Origin of the sequence: Halorubrum persicum (assembly GCF_002727125.1) — an archaeon.
GTDB lineage: Archaea > Halobacteriota > Halobacteria > Halobacteriales > Haloferacaceae > Halorubrum > Halorubrum persicum.
Genome location: NZ_NHOA01000140.1, coordinates 1 through 16516, shown reverse-complemented (window position 1 = coordinate 16516; position 16516 = coordinate 1). Strand labels below are relative to the sequence as shown.

Genomic DNA, 16516 nt, shown 5'->3' with positions numbered 1-16516 from the left:
ATCTCCTACAGAAGAGCGCTGCTGAATGTACTGGTGTGGCTGGCGATCCATCGAGGCGAGAACAAGGGGTGTCCCACACGAGGGGGCGAAACTGTCGTCTGCCTCCGGTTGCCAGCAACGTGATCACTTTGATCGGTTGGGATCGTGGGTCCCTCCTGAATGGATGTTGGAGTCCCTAATCACTCAGCACTGAGAGGCACTTATTAGTATTATATCAGTCGGTGTTTGGTGCCCTGAAGTTGCTCCAGTCATGCGATTTTGGTAGTGGGTGGTTGACAGCTCAACCGGTGCCTTCCAGTGGGCCGTACAGCTGGGTTTGACGACATCCCAGCCGACGCATGACTGTTCCCAGTCTCGTTTGCTGGGAGTTGGTACTGGGTCACCACGACGCTTAGTGTGTGTCTGTTGTCCGTGACGCGGACAGTTGCCAGTCAGTTGTGATGGTGCTGGGGTGTCGCGGATGACCCCGTCCGAACACGTCCTGCGGTGTCGACACAACATACTTTCATTCCGCTTGGAGTATCTGCTCCGGCTTCGTTACCACTCGCTTGCCCCCGAGTCTTGGTTACTCTCTCCCCGCAATCCCTGCTGAGTCTTCGTCGATCTTTCGCTTGGTCCCTGCTGAATCGTCGTCGATTCTCCGCGCAGTTTCATCCGAGTGGTAGTTGATCCTTCACGCAGTCCCTGCTGAGTCTTCGTCAACTCCCCCTCGCAGTTTCATCCGAGCTCTAAGCACCTCCTCCGACAGCCCTGTTCGGTTCCACGTCAATCCTGTGCCCGCGCACACACAGTTCATCACTAGCGAGTCAGTTCTCGCCACCAATTTGATCACGGTTCACGACTAGATGAGTGTTCCAGCGGTGTCGGTACACAACCAATCGTGTCGCTGCGTGTCCGCCACTCGATCTGATCGCTGTCCATTTTCGATTGTGCTCGCATCATCAACAGAGCCTGTTGCGACAAGACAGAACTCCAGACAACAGCACACTGTGCTGGCGCAGTTTCAGGCCTGCTGCTCCGCTGGTGGAGTCTGACGCCAGCCCATCTATCCGATCTTTCCAGCTGCGCAGTGACTGCCGCACGGACAGCAGACGTTGACATTCCAGCCGTCCGCACCGAAGATCAGCTCCACAACGGCGTCGGATTCCTACTGCTGAGCGGATCATGTCCTCACCGACCACCACGAACGAAGTCTTCTACAACACACGAACGCAACCGCAACAGCTGCTACTCGCAGTCATGTCCAGTCGCTCAGCTGATCGGCTGTAGACGCGTGTGTCCCACAGATCACTGTCGGAACGTTACGAGTGTGGCACACACCGATCCCGCAGCGATCGTTCGAGCGTCGATCATCTCCGGGACACAGTTGCCACGATCTTGGCTGTGCGCAGTATCATCGTCGACACAACCCTTCGCGAGACCTTGACGGAGCGCAGGCGTTCCTGCTGCTGTCCGTACGGGAGTCTCCCCGCAGTCCAGCGAGGTTTGAATGAACAATTCGACGTCGCCCACATCGAACTCAGGATCGTGTGGTGTCGACCGACACAGACGCGACAGGTGTCGCGTAACGCAACGACACGCGCACAACTCCTCCACAACACCCTGAGAGCACGCGCAAAACATCTCCACGACACCCAGAGAACGCGAGCAAAACTTCTCCACGACACCCAGAGAACGCGAGCAAAACTTCTCCACGACACCCAGAAAACACGCGCAACACTCCGCAACAACACCCTCGACAGCATGAACAAAACTGGTGTTTCGAACGTGAAGAGATACAGAAGTTCGCACACAAACTCCATTTTTCGAGGCAAATAAGCCAATATTACGCCACAGATCTGTGTATCCACTCACTCTAACAGACTATTTTATAAATACCCTCGATGGTGGTGATGGGTATCACCCCCAGACCGATGATGAATACACACCGAGACATGCCGATGATGGTGGCCGAGGCGCTGGTGGCAACGCCAGCCGTCACCCACGTCACGCACGCACGCCAGGGCCGCCACTCGGACGTACAACTTCGCTGCCGGATCGATGGCGAACCGACAGATGTGACGGTACTCACGTCCTCAAAACGGCCTGACCGGGCTATCCAGGCGGCGGCTGCCGCGACTCAGCGTGATCGTCGCCACATAATTGTCACCCGCAATGCGCAGGTCGGAGCCCGCGTCAACCACTGGCTTCGATCGCCCGTTGCCGAATCGACTGACGACGGTCTCCGGTTCTATGATCGAACACCGGAGATCAAACACGACGGCGCAATAGTCGTCACCGCAGATGAAACGGAACCGCCGGCGTGGTGGGTCCGTGGGACTGACGCCGACTCGGATCGCGACCGCGTCTACGAGTTGCGATCCGCTGGTCGTGTTCTCGCGACTGCCGACCTCGACGATGGGACCATCGCCCTCAACGAGAACAACTGGACTACGGTCGAACCACAGTATCGTCCGACGGCGGGTCCCGCCGTTACGCCGACGACGGAGTACCGGGCGGCCTCGGAGACAGCGACCTGGCGGCCCGTGATGTGTCCCGTCACTGTCGAGTCGACAACGCCGCTGACAGAGAGTACAGTGTATGCGCTCTCGGAGGAGCCCGATGACGGGATTACGCTAGTGGATGACCCCGCCCAGCGCGACGAATGGGCTGCCACGACAGAGTCTACGCAGGCCGCAGTGCTCGTCGAACAAGTGCTCACGCAGTACACTGTCAAATCGCCGGGTACGGGGATCAGCTACGACGAGCTGTTCGCAGTAACGAAGCGCCATGCGGAGGCCGCCGACTGTGCTCCCTTGTACAAGAATTTCTTCAGTGAAGCACTGAGTGCTGAACCAAGTGTGACCACCAAGCGCGTCGCTGAAGACGGCGAGTTCCAGCGGCAGGTCCGAGGGCGCACGTGGGCCGTCCCATCGTCGGAGGCAAGCGAGTAACGCTGCCGACGGTGGCCGTTTGAGCATCCGAAAAGCAACGCCAGCGTAAGGCGATCACAGTATGTGAAACGGTAGGTAATGGCAACAACGCAATCAACACTTAACGACGAGACCGAATCAGAGTCGACTCCGGCGGCTGCCGAGAGCCGGTCACCCGACTATCACCACAGCATCGGCGTCCAGCCAGCAACGACTGACCGATCCAACCACAACCGGACGAAGGTCGTGTTCGTGAAGGTTGCCGCCTCGATGCGCGGAACCTTCGAGACCGGACCGGAACGGGGCGCGACGGTCATTTCCGATCTGTTCGACGCCAAGATTACGATCGACGAAGTTGAACAGTTTAGCTGGCCCGTTAGCGACGGGATGATCTTCGCGTTTCGAGCCTACACGCCGTCTCGAGTATCAACGGTCCAAACCACAGTTACAACCGAAGAGGGGAACGCTGACTCACTCCCGGAACCGCTTGACACGACGTATCGGAAGCTGGCCAGTGAGCTCCCAGAGTCGTTGAAGATCCGTGTCGGAACACTACCGCTGGAACTGTTCGGACCGTCGCCAGCACTCGGGACGCGGCTCGTAATGAAGGAGCAAAATCAAAAGCCCGCAGGTCGCGGGAAAGTAACCGGTGCGGACGCAAACGCGCTCTTCGAGGAACTCGCCGGCGAACCGTTCCTCTATTACGTACAGTACCGTCAGTCCAGCGGGCTCCCAGAGGACAACGAGTACCAGGTTACGGTGCGGATCTTCCTGTTTAATCCGAGATACAAGATTAGCACCGAAAGCGAGTACGCCGACTGCCTCCGGTTCGGTCGACAGTGTGACCCTGCTGACTCGTTTGCGGACCTTGGGGTTTCATCGAGTCTCGCCGTCATTGATGATAGCTACTTTATTTCTCATTATGATGGATCAGTGAGCCCCGGGAGAGAGACCGAGCTCCCCCGTTTTAGTGCGGGACAAGCGCTCATCACTGGTGAAAAGGAGTTCACATTGATGCGGCGGGGACAGTATGGCGCCTCCGATCTCCTCGAGGAGCGCTGTGCGTACACGAGTCTCCTTGCCCGAGAGATCGATCTCGAACACTACGTCGGGCTTGGTACAGTCGATCCGGGCGTCGACCCGTGGCAGAAAGCTCCTGAGGCGGCGGGCTTCGATATTGATGACGTCGGGACTGATCCCGACAAACTCATTCCGGAGGAGGTGACGATCGGCGTGAGCGCGCCGATCGAAGACAGCGAGTTCGACCAGGCCCGAACGACCGCGAACGACGGCACTGAAGAGCACTGGGACGGGATCGAACGTGTCGCCGTCGCCTTCGAGGGCGAGGGATACGATGTCATAATCGTCACCCAGGACACGGGATCCCGTCCGGATCTGTGGGTCCGTCGTGACGATGGTGAAATCTTCGCTGTCGAAGTTGAGTATCGGACAAAGTCGAAAGCCGGGAGTTTCTATACGAATCTCGTCCGGCAGGCTGTCTGGGGGTACAAAACAATTACCGTGATGGTACCGCAGACGGACGACGATGGACGGACCGAATCACTCGATAAGCTCGGTAGGTGGGCGCTGGACAGGCTCAAAGCACCAATGAAAGAGAGCGACCCGACAAAGACCAAGCTGTATAACGACTCGGGAACAGTCACTGTCGACGGCAAAACGCTGTTGTTGCCTGAGGGTGTGTCTGAAGGGCTGTGTTGAATCGCTGTAAGGCGGAGGGATTCACTGTTTGACGAAGCGTTTGATGTTATAGACGACACACATCAGCGCGATTTCGCGGAACTCACGGAACCATGACCGCGCTCGCACGGCGAAGCCGAGCGAGCGCTTGACAGCCGAGTTCACGGTTTCAGTCATTGAGCGCTGATTGTAGCTGTTATCGTCGATTCTGGCGTTGTGTGCGTGGTCGTACGGTGCGAAGATGCGGTGCTTGATCAGCGGTCTGATCCCGAGTTCACGCAGACCTTTGCGGAGCGATTGCTTGTCGTAGCCCTTATCGGCCGCAAGAGACCGCAGATCGCCCGCGTTCCGGCGGGCGATCTGCTCAGCAAGGTCTGCATCGCTTCCTTCCCGATTCGTTGAGCAGTGAACGTCGATGACGGCCTGCGACGCTGTATCGACGAGTTTCGTGATTTTGAGCTTCTGAACGCGGTAGCTGATTCGCTGGCAGTAGTGGCGGCTCGCTGGTGAGCGGTCGTAGAACGTGGCATCGATCGCAGCGTGTTCAGAGAGATCGTGCAGCTGCGCCGACTGGCGCAGCAGCACTCGACAGACGCTCATGCTGATCCGGTCGAACGCCTTACACAACGTGGACGGCGCAGGGAGATCGGCCGCGCTGAGGCCGATCTCCCCGGTTATTTGTGGCATTTCTTTGAGCAAGTCGATCGTCATGCGGTAGGACGCATCGAGGTAAATCCGGAGACAATGGAGGGAAACGAGTGCGTAGTCGGCGAATCCGCCGCCACCGTCCGGGGCGGCGGATTCGCCTCCGTCGCCAGTAACTCTTTGAGCAACCGGCACAACTTCCCCGATGAAGCGGGAGATTTGCGTCATGGTCAACGGAACTCTCCCGCTTCAACTCCTTTGATTTAGCGGCCTACCTCGCTGCAGTATGGCGATTCAACACAGCCGTCTGAAGCCAACTGGTGGCTCACCTGTGATGGTGAGATGCTGCTCGTCCACGACGGACAAATCCTCGCACGCGGAGAGGCGACGGAACCCTTCGATGCATTCGAGTATAATCTCCCGCAGTACTACGAAGCGGATGACCACTGCGTCGTCGAGAATAAATATGGGAAAACTATCCAAACGTACGACGATGACTCGCACATCGACCGCACAAAACTCCATCCGGGTCATCGGCCGGTCGATCTGAGTTACCTCCAATTCGTGGAGGCGCTCTACTGCTATGACCCGGACGCCGAAGATCTCGTCCAACAAGAGATGACCGCAGCGTGGGACGTCAATCAAGCGTCCACCCGAAACGAACGGAGTCATGAAGAGGCGTTCGAGACCTTCTTTGTCGAACGTGACACCGACGATCCGATCCTCGAGCGAGAGTGTCGCCCGTTCGTTAAAGAGTGGATTTCGCAGCTGAGCACCCACGACCATCCAGGGAACAATATCTATGGGAGCTATCGAAAAGACTACTTCCCGCGTAAGCGGATTGCGACCGAATTTGGGATGGAGCCTAGTTATCCAGGCGTCTCCTTCCGCTATCCGCGCGGGCTCGTCTCGTTGGATCTGCCTGGGCTTGACACCAAGCCGGCGTTTCCCAATGCGTGGAACGTTGCGCCTGAAGAGGTGCTCCAGGAGCCGCTGATCTATGGGCTTGATGATCGGAGTGACGTTGATATGGGTAGCGAAGACGAATCAGAATCAGAGGACTAGTCTCGTCAAGTACTGACCGACTCACGACATTATGAGTAAACAACCAGCTCGGCGCGATTTGGGCGATGGGACAGTGTCCATCTCTCAGGACGATGAGATCCGACTGAACGCAGCCGTATATCAGTCGTACTTTGCCACCACGGAGTATGTCCGCCTGGGGACCCCCTCAGCGGATCTAATCGCTGTTCAGCCGCTAACTGATGCGACTACACCTCAATCGGCAGCAGGTACTGAATCTGCCTACAAGATTGATCACACTGGATACACTGGTGAAATAACATGTCGGATGTTTCTCCAGCGACACAACTACCACCATACGGAGACAAGATCGTACGTTGCGGAGTGGTGGCCCGAAAAGAATTTCTTATGTATTGACCTTACCGACTCGGTCGTAGGCTAACGTCTTATGTTGGAGACAAGTCGGCATGGGGTACAGTACTCTATCGAGGGTCCGTTTGGGTAGCTCTCATCGAGTCAAGTCGTGGTTTCGCCTGACTGTACTTCGGGTATGTGACCATAGGTAATCGTCTATCCAGCGCTTAGATTCTCCAAATCGCGGAACACACTTACTCAATAGTACTGGATGTTGAGACCAGCGCTCTCAATGTATCCGCCTCAACCCCCGTCTGAACAGTACCTCAGAGTTGAACAATCGGGTTGTTGATTATGATGGAAAACCATTCAGTCCAGAACGCCAAATATGTCTTCTTCGGTGTCGTGGGAACGATTTTACCGGGTGTTATTTTCTCGAAGTCATCTCACTTCATTAGTGGCACCCGTACAAATACGCTGGTCGTTATTGGTATTTTTAGTGCTAAATGCGAATAGTGAGGTCGCTGATTTCGGCGTCGTCGAGCAGGTCACGGTGGGGGATGAGCGGAATTTCACCGAATTACGAAACCGCAGATACCGAATATTTTAGGTGTGCTCGCCGATTCCGCTCCCCAAAATCCTGACTCGATTTGTGGGTAAGAGACAGAGCTTCAACCGTGGGAGGATATCAAGGCAACCCATTCTGCGCGTTCACCAAGCTTTCATCACCGCTCTCAACCGCTATCCACCACGTCTTCAGGACAGCAATTGTGACACGTGTCGGTGGTTGTTCACTCTCAATACAGGATTGGGTATGTGCGTCAAGATCGCTTGGCGGATGAAAATGCCGTACCGGCTTCGTAGTGGTCTCGTTCGCTATCTCACGCCCAAACCTGAATTCCAGCCCTTCCTCCCGATAGTGGTATTTGTAGTCTCCATTTTCCCACCACTGAATATCAAAATACGCCCCACGCTCGTGAATTCCGGGCGTGATAGTGACCCGTGCCGCCCGAATATCGTCTCCGTCACGCTGTTTGAACGGTTGGCCTTTCTGATACTGGAATTGGGATTTAACGACTCCGTTATCGAGCTGATGGCGCATTTGCTCTACACTCTCATCAATCGCTTCCGAATCGAACGGAGTGCCGTTCCCCATCCCCATTATTGGAGTGGGGAGTGATTTCTACCGTGAGTCGTTGCTTGATTACCCGCCTGCCTGTCTCCCGGGTCAGTTACCGTGACTGCCTGTTCTTTTGCTTCTTTGAGGCGGTATGCCGCTCTGAGATAGCTGAGTGATCGTTCTGCTGTCCGCCAGTGAGAGATGTCGTCAAGTTCTGTCTGGGTGAGCTCCTTGTCTGAAATCAGGAGCTCTTCCGGTTCGGTTGCGTCATATTTGTCTGTGTACGCTGCGAGTTCCTGTTTTACTCGCTGGATCTGATTCACAAGCGTTTTGCTACTGGCGAGTTGCCTGATCTGTTTCAGAAGATGCCAGTCTGGATCTCGATCGTACAGCTGTCCGGAGTCGGTCTGATGAGTTCTAACGATACCGTCTTCAGCAAGCTTGTTGAGCGTCTCTCTGGCTTTTGTTTCTGAGACGAGCGCTGTCTCTGCGATGTCGCCCGCAGATTTCGGACTCGTCGTTCTGTTGCTCACCGTACGAATTCGCTCATTCGCAGTCGTATTGGTTTTCCACTCTGCGGCTGCGAAGTCATCGATGTCATCGGAGTCATCGTCATCAACGCTGAACGGGTCAATATCATCCACGGTTACCGGGTTGTCCGGTAATTCCTCTTCGGAGGGGAACTCGTTGGGTCCGTCAGGAGATGGTGCCTCATCGGTCATACACAACGCTATGGCGCTAACACACATATGTTTTACTGAAACACATATATGAGTCTCTGTTGGAATCCTCAGGAAATGATCAGTACCTCACAAAGCATCCTCAGCTAGCTGTTTCTGAAGCCTGAGTTCCGTGGCGGAGCGGTTGTGCTGGTGGTCTTGAAGAGAGTCAGTACTTCACAAAGCCGCTTAGTTAGAACGTCTGCTTGCTGAAGGTGTGTCTACGACCCAGCAAGCAGACAGTGAGATTCACGAGGACCAGCTTCTTAACTTTCTCGTCAACAGCCTTGATGAGGAAGTTCCGCTTTCCTTAGCCAATAATGCTGAAATCACTGCTGAGGACATCTATGAGGTCCTCGTCGGCGCTTGCGCCGACGGGACCTCTGTCTCTACGCTCTGTGAGAGAAGTGAAGATGCACCCCACAAAAACTTGGTTCTCTACCACCTCCGCACCAAGTTCGACCTTGAGACGCTCGAACAAGTCGGAAACACGCTCCTTCAGAAGGACGTTCTTGACGTCCTTCCCCAGCAGGTGGAGGTCGTTTCAGACCTCCACCTGCGGCCCTACTACGGCGATGAAGACGGGACAGACGGCCTGTATCACTCACAAGCGAAGCGTGGAACAACTGCGTTCCATGCCTACGCGACACTCTACGCGCGTGTGAAGAACAAAACGCTACACGCTGGCGGTGCGCCGTCTCGAAGACGGCGACACCGCCAGCAGTGTCCTCGCAGAGTTTCTCGGTATCCTCGACGGCCTTGACCTCGACGTCAAGGCCGTCTTTATTGACCGTGAATTCTACGACAGCAAGTGTTTGACGCTGCTTCACGCACACAACCACGCCTACGTCATGCCAATCGTCCGCTGGGGACAGACGATCAAGCAAGAACTCCCGGAAGGCTGGAGTCGCGTGATTCAGCATGACATGACGGGGAAACTCGACGGTCACAGCTGGACCGTCGAGTTTCCGGTCTACATCGACTGTACTTACCAAAATGGACGGTACGACGAACACGGGGTGGCGCGTCACGGCTACGCCGCTGACGCGCCGTTCATCGACTCACCACGCGACGCTCGATACCACTACGCGAAACGCTTCGGTATCGAAGCGAGCTATCGACTCTCCGAACAAAGTATTGCGACGACCTCGACACAAAATCCGGTCGTACGGCTGCTGTACGTCGTGGTGAGCTTGTTGTTACAGAACGTCTGGCGGTATTTACACTGGGAGTACGTGGCGACGCCCCGCCGTGGGGGGGCGTCGCCTCTGGCAGTGGTCGTTCAAGGAGTTCATCAACATGATTCGACGGGCAGCGTGGACGGCCCTCGCGACGCGTCGGGCCGTCCCCGCAAACCGACCACCAGATGACCGGTTTACCCGCTAATCTCTGACCGGGCTAGCCTTCGCCACGAGTGGCGACGCTGTCGCGTCGGCGGCAGCCGCCGCCGACAGCGACAGCTCTCCGTCAGTTCGTCGAAGATACTCTCGTCAAGACCACCAGCACAACCGCTCCGCCACGGAACTCAGGCTTCAGAAACAGCTAGCTGAGGATGCTTTGTGAGGTACTGAACCTAGTCCTAAAGGACCACGGCTACGAATCAAGGGTATGGCCCGTAGACTCATTATCACACTCCTCGTTATTGGTGTCTTTGCAAGTGGACTGGGTGGTCCTGTCCAAGCACAGTCGCAGGTACAAGCGCAAGAGTCGCCAGAACTCACGTGTTCGGGTGAGCAACTCGACGTGAGCGTCGATCGGTCGGTGGCGCTGTTTAACGCCAACACCGATGCTGTTCCATCGCCTGTCGCCTCTCTTGTCAGTTCGAACACGACGGAGATACGCCTCACTAACGCCTCGCAGTCCGCCTACACCGTTTCTCTCAACGAGTCGCTGAAGATTACCGGTGTTGATGTCGGCCCGGCTACCGATCCTGATGTCACGGTAACGACGACCCGCTCAACAGCTTGTGAGGTGTACACCGCCGAGGATCCTGTGTCAGTGGCTCAGCAGGCGTACAGTGATGACGAGATCACTGTTGAGGGGCACGGAGTTGTCAATCAGGCGAAAACCGGGATCGTCGACATCGCGATCGACATCATCCGGCTGTTCTAGCCGCTGCCTAGTGCCACGATGTTGTCGCCGCTGTCAGGGACTGCTCGGAAGAGCAGAAACGTGGTGTCTCTGGCTCCCACTGGCTTTCAGCAGGCGTGTCTCTTCTCTGCTTATAGTAGTTGCCGAATCTGACTGAGGCTCTTCACGCTGGGCTGTGTTGCTTAACAGATGGTCCAGACAGCTGAGGCGAAACAGGTTTGCCGTGCGGCGTCGACAGTACTGTTTCCAGAGATCGGATTTGGCGTGAAACCGGTAAAAAGTACACGAGAGGGGATTTCCAAGAAATCCTCACTTGGATCGCTTTTGATCAGGAGTTAGTCAATACGGGGGGAAAACACTCCAGCTTAATCGTGACGAGCTACTCCGCGAGAGGACGACACAGGTGGCAAGCTCGAACCCTCAGCAAACAGAACAAGGCAGGTTTTTTGGTTCATATGGATGTACCACAGAACGATATGAAATCTACACGGAAGGGCCTTCGAGATGGCGACCTATTTAAAGACACCTACGAGCGTCTCAACTGTGCAGACTGCGAGCAGGTGCTGAAGACGACGACCGATTCGGACAACGTGTTTGATCTCCGTACATGTCCAGAATGTGATACACAATACAAAGATCTTCGGTGACTGGCTAGCAAAGCCGTGTGCTGAACCCATCAAGGGACGCGTGGAATGTGTGCGTCTTGAAATGCAGGATTTGAGCACTCGTCGGCCTGAAATCCCTTAGCTGAATGCAGGCGCTAAGCCCCCGTCCTCAACGAGCAACACAGGGCAAAGCCGGAGTAGCGCAGTAGGGCGGGGATACAGCGCCGTCATTACCTGTTCGTACACTGTTCTGTTGCAGGCCCACAGCCCCACGTCTGCCAAAGTTATTATACGTGTGACGTGCATGACGTGCATTACGGTGAAACGGAAGACAATCACCATTCGGGAGGACCAAAACGAGTGGATTGAGGACCAACACCTCAACCTCTCGTCGTTCGTCCGAGAGCAGTTGGACGAACTTATCGAAGAACGCGAGTAGCGCCATGTACTACGCCTACAAATACCGTCTCACGCCATCCGACGCCCACCGCGATGAGTTGGACCGGCACCGAGACATTTGTAGGCAACTCTATAATCACACACTCTACCGCCTCAACGAGTACTAAGACGAACACGGCGAACTGCCGTCGATGACTACGCTTCGGTCGGAACTCCCCGACCTCAAGGAGTGGTGGGACGGCCTCTCGGACGTGTACTCGAAGGTTCTCCAAACCGTTGTGGAGCGCCTGTTCGACAACCTCAACGAACTCGCAAAACTCAAAGAGAACGGCTACGACATCGGTCAACTCAAGTGGAAACCGCCACGGGAGTTCCGCAGTTTCACGTACAGTCAGTCTGGCTTCGAGCTCGACAAGAAGGGCGGTCAGACTGTCCTGCCACTCTCGAAACTCGCGAACATACCGATTCGGCTTCACCGCGCCATCCCCGACGAAGCGACGCTCAAACAGGTCACGATCAAGAAGGAACCGACGGGTGAGTGGTTCGCCACATTCGGCGTTGAAATGGACCATGAACCACCCGAACCGCCCGAGAAGCCAGAGAAATGCGTCGGCATCGACGTAGGGATTCTCAAGTACACTCACGACACCGACGGCACGGCAGTCGGGTCGTTCGACCTCTCTGACGAACGCAAACGCTTGGAACGCGAGCAACGGAAACTCTCACGCAAACAGCACGGGTCGAACAATTACGAGAAGCAACGGCGTCGAGTCGCGGAGTGTCACGCCGATCTCCGACGGAAGCGCCGGGACTTCTTGCACAAACTCTCGAATTACTACGCTCGGGAGTACGACCTCGTGGCGGTCGAAGACCTAGACGTCAAGGGGATAACGGAGTCACCGTCGGACAGTCGAAATACGGCGTCTGCCGCGTGGCGAACGTTCCTCTCGTTGCTCGAATACAAGTGCGAGCGCGAAGGGACACACTTCGTCGCTGTAAACCCGAGAGGGACGACCAAGGAGTGTGCGTCCTGTGGTGTTTCGACAGAGAAACCACTGTGGGTCCGTGAACACTCGTGTCCGTCGTGTGGGTTTGAGGTAGACAGAGGTGCGAACGCAGCGTGGAACATTCTTTCTCGCGGTGCGAAGCAAGTAGGAGAGGGACTCTCCGAATCACCGCCTGTGGAGACTGCGCTCCCTACGGACACCGATTCGGTGTCTGCAAAGCGCGTCGTGGAAGCAGGAAGCCCCACCCTCAAGGAGCAAACCGCGTCAGCGGTGAGCGAGTAGGGTGGGGTAGTTCACGTAGAGGAGGAGATCAATCTGAGACACAAGATCGGATCGAACAGGTGGGGGAAGTCAAGCGAGAACTACTACCACGAAACTGACCGTAGAACTGATATGCTATTAGTATCTACGAGCATCTAGCATGAATACACGTTTAGTCCAGCCAACTGATTTCCACATTCTTGAAGCCCTTATGAATGGGCGCCGAGATACGGCAACAAATCTTGCTGTCACATGTGATAAAGATCGGAATTATATCAATACCCGACTGCCAGTACTTGCCGATGAAGGTCTCTTACAACGGGTCGGGCCAGCTGAAAATTCTGGCTTATATCAAATCACTCCCTATGGCGTCGCTGCAGTACAGAATCGGCCAGTATATGACACGGATCGCGACCGATTTGAGACGCTTCTCAATGAACAAGCGTCTCGAATTCTGATCGATGAGCCAATGATTCGTCAGGTGAACGATCCGGAAGAAGCACAGGGAAATTTGCTCGACTCATGAATAGACATCCCCCACTTGTTGGCGCCGGGTGGGTCGATCGCCACGATCATCGACAGATAGCAAGGTAAAGCTTCTCGGAGCTTGACCAAGAGGCGATTCACGCCACTCGGAACTGGGGGCGCCGCTTTCGTCAACTACCCCACCCTACTTCGCTCAGTCTACTGACTTCGCTCGTTGAGGGAGGGGCTTGTCCGTGAGCTCGGCCTCGAACCCGTCCGGGTGGGCGGTGAATCTGCCACTCGGCGTCACCGTTCCAGACTTCAGGACGAGTTGAATAATGTTCTCACCCGTCGTTGAGATATGTCCTCATAGGATACTCGAACCCGAACGGCAGTTGACCTCACAGGGTTTGGCTTCGAGACTGATGACACCGCCCTCGAGATCGAGGAGTGGACAGCGCGATGGTTGTCGAGGCCACCCACGACATCGGGCGTGGACGCTCACCTTCGATCGATACGGCGAGGTGAGGAGTCCGGGAAGTTCATTGTATCTCAATAGTTATTGCAATGGTCTCAGAAGAAGACTCACCGGCAGCGTCTGTACCGGTCTTCGAAGGTTCTTCTGCACTAACAGAAGAGACAGCGAGGATCGACGTACTACTACCTGCAACAAGCATCAAGAGCTCACGTCTGTTCATAAGCCGGGATTCAACATAGATTAATAAACACTTTGTGGTCTTGAGAGAGTGCGAGGAGAACACTCGGAGAAAAAGTGTGGGGCTGCCGGGGGGTCCACGGTTTCAGGGAACAGGAGCCCGTTCATCGCCGCTGCTACGTCGACGCCTACGGCGGCCCTGAGTTGGTGGAGAACTACCGATGAGCCGAGCAGCGGCGTTCATCCGAAAGTCGTGGGGAGGCGATAACGACGCCTCGTTGAAGCTACAGCGCGAGCGGGTGTCCGTCCTCGCCGCCGACGTCGCTGGCGTCGACGTTGAGGGCGTCGTCGACGGGGACGTCACCGAAGAGCAGCGCGAGGCGGCGGCCGAGAAGATGGCGGCCTTGACATCCTCCCCGGGCTGAATCGCGAGGATTCCCACCGCACCGCTGGATTGGGATGTTTACGGTTTGTAGTCGCCTCAAAGGACGGCTACTGGCTGTGCCAACCAGCCGTTACTCCTATCGCGGCGTGGGATTCAGAGATACTTTTGCTGACCGCACCCCAACCTCGCAAACAGAAAGGGTGCTTTCTGTGCGAGACCAGAGGAATCCCGATATTGTCTGATTGGGTAGGCGGGCAGGCCGCCTCGGTTAACTATTGATACAGAATTAAACACATAAAACATCCGTTCAACGCTCTTCGGTAGGAGATTGTTGATACAGTCTCCGGGGGTGGACCTCATTCAGTAGTTAGCCGTCAGAGCTGCTAAGTCGTATATTCTCAATCTACTCAACGCACCGCAGGATCGCAAGATGGCTCTTCATCAACAATGTGCTACACATGAGCGTCCGTTCAAAAATGCCGAACGTGGTTTCTGGCAGATTTATCGGATTCATCCGCGCGCTAAAGCGCGAGGCTTTCTCCTCGATTCTCCGTAATCCGGGAGAAGCGGAGCACCGACTGGCTCCCGCAGTGACCCGCATGTGGCGCAACATGTATTAACAGAGTGTCTGTACTGTCGGGTATGGCAACTGAAGAAGCTCCCGAGGAGACGAAGGTTAACGACCGGGGAATGGTCACGATCCCGGCGACACTCCGTCGACGCCTCGACATTGAGGCCGGCGACAAACTCCGCTGGAACGTCGATTGCGAGGGGGACCTCTCGGTTGAAGTCGTCAAGCAGCGATACGGCGCTTTCGACGACTTCGAGCCGGTGTCAATGGGCGGAGGCGGGTCTGAAACGCACGACCTCGCCGGCCACGAGGACGACCCCGCGTTCTCAGAGACGAATTGATGGCGGTCGCAGTCGTCGATACAGGTGTGCTCGTCGGGATGGCAGACGTCAATGATGAACACCACGACGTCGCGATGGAGATCGTTCGTGAGATGGATCACGGCGATCTCCCGACGGGGCGAGTGACGAACTACATCGTCCTCGAAACGCTGAACTGGATACACAACCGAAAACGGCACTCGAAAGCCGTCGAGACCTACGAGCGGCTGAACCAGTCCGCTGGCTTCGAGGTGCTACACGCCGCCCAGAAGGACTTCCCCAGCGCCGTCGACCTGTTCCAGACCTACGAGGGGCTGTCGTTCGGGGACGCGACTATCGCCGCGTACATGCAGCGTGAGGACATCGAGTTTCTGTACTCTTTCGACGACGACTTCGACACGCTTGACGGCATCACGCGGCTGGAAACGCCTGACGCTCCGTCCAATTGACCGATGAGCGAGGACGATACCGACGCACTCGAGCAGGTGGCTGAGGCCGTCGAGGAAAGCGCCCTGACCGACGAGGACGTCGAAGAGCTACGGGCGCTGCTCGGAAAGTTTGAGGACGAACTCACCGTCTATCGTGACCTCGGAGACCTGTTCTCGCTCGGCGGGCGAGGCTACAAGCGGATGATTCGCGCCCCCGAGGGCGTCGGCTCCATCCGTCGGTACTTGGACTGGCGCGAGGAACAGCGCGAGCAGCTGGCCGAGACCGCGGCAGCCGACCTCAAAGGCACCGAGTTCGAAGCCGGGTTCGGGGGCTGGCCGACCGCGACGGGGTGTTTATCGACTGTCCGCTCTGTGACGACGAGGTGTTCAACACGCGAGTCGGGGAACACCTGTTCGCGGCGCACTAGGACGAGATCGCCGAGTTGGCAGAGCAGCAAGAGGAGTAGTCAGTCAAACTCCGAACGAGCAAACACCGAAACCGTGAGCCCACCCCGAGGTCAAGCCTCGGGGCTTCCTGTTTCAACGACGCGCTTTGCATCCACCCGCAACGGAGTGAACGTAGGGAGCGCAGTCTGCACAGGCGTTGATTCGGAGCGTCCCGCCCCTATCTGTGAGCGACCGCGAGAAAGGATGTTCCTCGCCGCATTCAGATCCCTGTCATCGGTGTGGCCGCACGCCGGACAGGAATGTTCTCGAACCCAGAGTGGTTTCGACGTTTCTACACCGCACTCTGAACGCTCTTTAGTCGTTCCCGCCGCTTCGACTCGAACGACATGAGTACCATACAGGTCAGCTTTGTACCCCAAGAGGTCCAGAAACTGCTGTGTTGAATAGATG

General features: G+C 56.2%; 14 protein-coding genes and 3 pseudogenes. 11 read left to right on the top strand and 6 right to left on the bottom strand.

The genetic code is table 11. The features are described from left to right. The first annotated feature begins 1940 nt into the window (after positions 1-1940). The gene (locus DJ69_RS15385; RefSeq protein ID WP_144050463.1) at positions 1941-2933 is read left to right on the top strand and encodes a hypothetical protein; all 993 of its coding nucleotides are present in this window, start codon (positions 1941-1943) and stop codon (positions 2931-2933) included. A 78-nt stretch (positions 2934-3011) separates the two neighbouring features. Further along, complete coding sequence (locus tag DJ69_RS15380; RefSeq protein WP_245851731.1) at positions 3012-4631, top strand: hypothetical protein; 1620 nt, start codon at positions 3012-3014, stop codon at positions 4629-4631. 21 nt (positions 4632-4652) lie between these two features. On the opposite strand, the gene DJ69_RS15375 is transcribed toward DJ69_RS15380, so the two are convergent. Next, a complete protein-coding gene (locus DJ69_RS15375) occupies positions 4653-5483 on the bottom strand; it encodes an IS5 family transposase (RefSeq protein WP_099256414.1) in 831 nt (276 codons plus the stop codon). A 114-nt stretch (positions 5484-5597) separates the two neighbouring features. Here DJ69_RS15375 and DJ69_RS15370 point away from each other — a divergent pair, with 114 nt between their 5' ends. Further along, positions 5598-6320, top strand: a complete 723-nt coding sequence (locus tag DJ69_RS15370; protein ID WP_218962332.1) for a hypothetical protein — start codon at positions 5598-5600, stop codon at positions 6318-6320. A 1000-nt stretch (positions 6321-7320) separates the two neighbouring features. Here the strand turns inward: DJ69_RS15370 and DJ69_RS15360 are convergent. Beyond that, positions 7321-7788 (bottom strand): hypothetical protein, encoded by a 468-nt coding sequence (locus DJ69_RS15360; RefSeq protein WP_099256416.1) that lies wholly within the window; start codon positions 7786-7788, stop codon positions 7321-7323. A 5-nt stretch (positions 7789-7793) separates the two neighbouring features. Continuing rightward, positions 7794-8474, bottom strand: a complete 681-nt coding sequence (locus tag DJ69_RS15355) for a winged helix-turn-helix domain-containing protein (protein WP_245851728.1) — start codon at positions 8472-8474, stop codon at positions 7794-7796. A gap of 214 nt (positions 8475-8688) precedes the next feature. Between DJ69_RS15355 and DJ69_RS15350 the strand changes: the two are divergent. The 5 genes and pseudogenes from DJ69_RS15350 to DJ69_RS15330 all read left to right on the top strand — a co-directional run bounded on the left by DJ69_RS15350 (position 8689) and on the right by DJ69_RS15330 (position 13360). After that, positions 8689-9857: pseudogene (locus tag DJ69_RS15350) on the top strand (ISH3 family transposase). Between the two features lie 357 nt (positions 9858-10214). Continuing rightward, a complete protein-coding gene (locus tag DJ69_RS15345; protein ID WP_144050462.1) occupies positions 10215-10583 on the top strand; it encodes a hypothetical protein in 369 nt (122 codons plus the stop codon). Positions 10584-11038: 455 nt separating this feature from the next. Continuing rightward, positions 11039-11209 (top strand): HVO_0758 family zinc finger protein, encoded by a 171-nt coding sequence (locus DJ69_RS19085; protein WP_303645895.1) that lies wholly within the window; start codon positions 11039-11041, stop codon positions 11207-11209. 401 nt (positions 11210-11610) lie between these two features. After that, a pseudogene (locus DJ69_RS15335) lies at positions 11611-12855 on the top strand (RNA-guided endonuclease InsQ/TnpB family protein). A 139-nt stretch (positions 12856-12994) separates the two neighbouring features. After that, complete coding sequence (locus tag DJ69_RS15330) at positions 12995-13360, top strand: ArsR family transcriptional regulator (protein ID WP_245851726.1); 366 nt, start codon at positions 12995-12997, stop codon at positions 13358-13360. Between the two features lie 153 nt (positions 13361-13513). Here the strand turns inward: DJ69_RS15330 and DJ69_RS19240 are convergent. Beyond that, a pseudogene (locus DJ69_RS19240) lies at positions 13514-13633 on the bottom strand (zinc ribbon domain-containing protein); the annotation flags it as partial. Between the two features lie 208 nt (positions 13634-13841). Then, positions 13842-13997: a hypothetical protein gene (locus tag DJ69_RS18550; protein ID WP_180271842.1), complete on the bottom strand. Its 156-nt coding sequence runs from the start codon at positions 13995-13997 to the stop codon at positions 13842-13844. Between the two features lie 178 nt (positions 13998-14175). Between DJ69_RS18550 and DJ69_RS18015 the strand changes: the two genes are divergently transcribed. The 3 genes from DJ69_RS18015 to DJ69_RS15315 all read left to right on the top strand — a co-directional run bounded on the left by DJ69_RS18015 (position 14176) and on the right by DJ69_RS15315 (position 15679). Continuing rightward, positions 14176-14379 carry a hypothetical protein gene (locus tag DJ69_RS18015; protein WP_144050461.1) on the top strand — a complete coding sequence of 68 codons (204 nt, stop codon included), beginning with the start codon at positions 14176-14178 and terminating at the stop codon, positions 14377-14379. Between the two features lie 602 nt (positions 14380-14981). After that, entirely contained in the window at positions 14982-15251 is a 270-nt protein-coding gene (locus tag DJ69_RS15320; RefSeq protein WP_099256410.1) for an AbrB/MazE/SpoVT family DNA-binding domain-containing protein, read from the top strand. After that, positions 15251-15679, top strand: coding sequence for a type II toxin-antitoxin system VapC family toxin (locus DJ69_RS15315; protein WP_099256409.1), 429 nt, complete (start codon positions 15251-15253; stop codon positions 15677-15679). Before DJ69_RS15320 ends, DJ69_RS15315 begins: the two co-directional genes overlap by 1 nt. Before the next feature lie 497 nt (positions 15680-16176). On the opposite strand, the gene DJ69_RS15310 is transcribed toward DJ69_RS15315, so the two are convergent. After that, positions 16177-16516 (bottom strand): zinc ribbon domain-containing protein (locus tag DJ69_RS15310; RefSeq protein WP_180271841.1); only part of this gene is annotated, 340 nt, incomplete at its 5' end.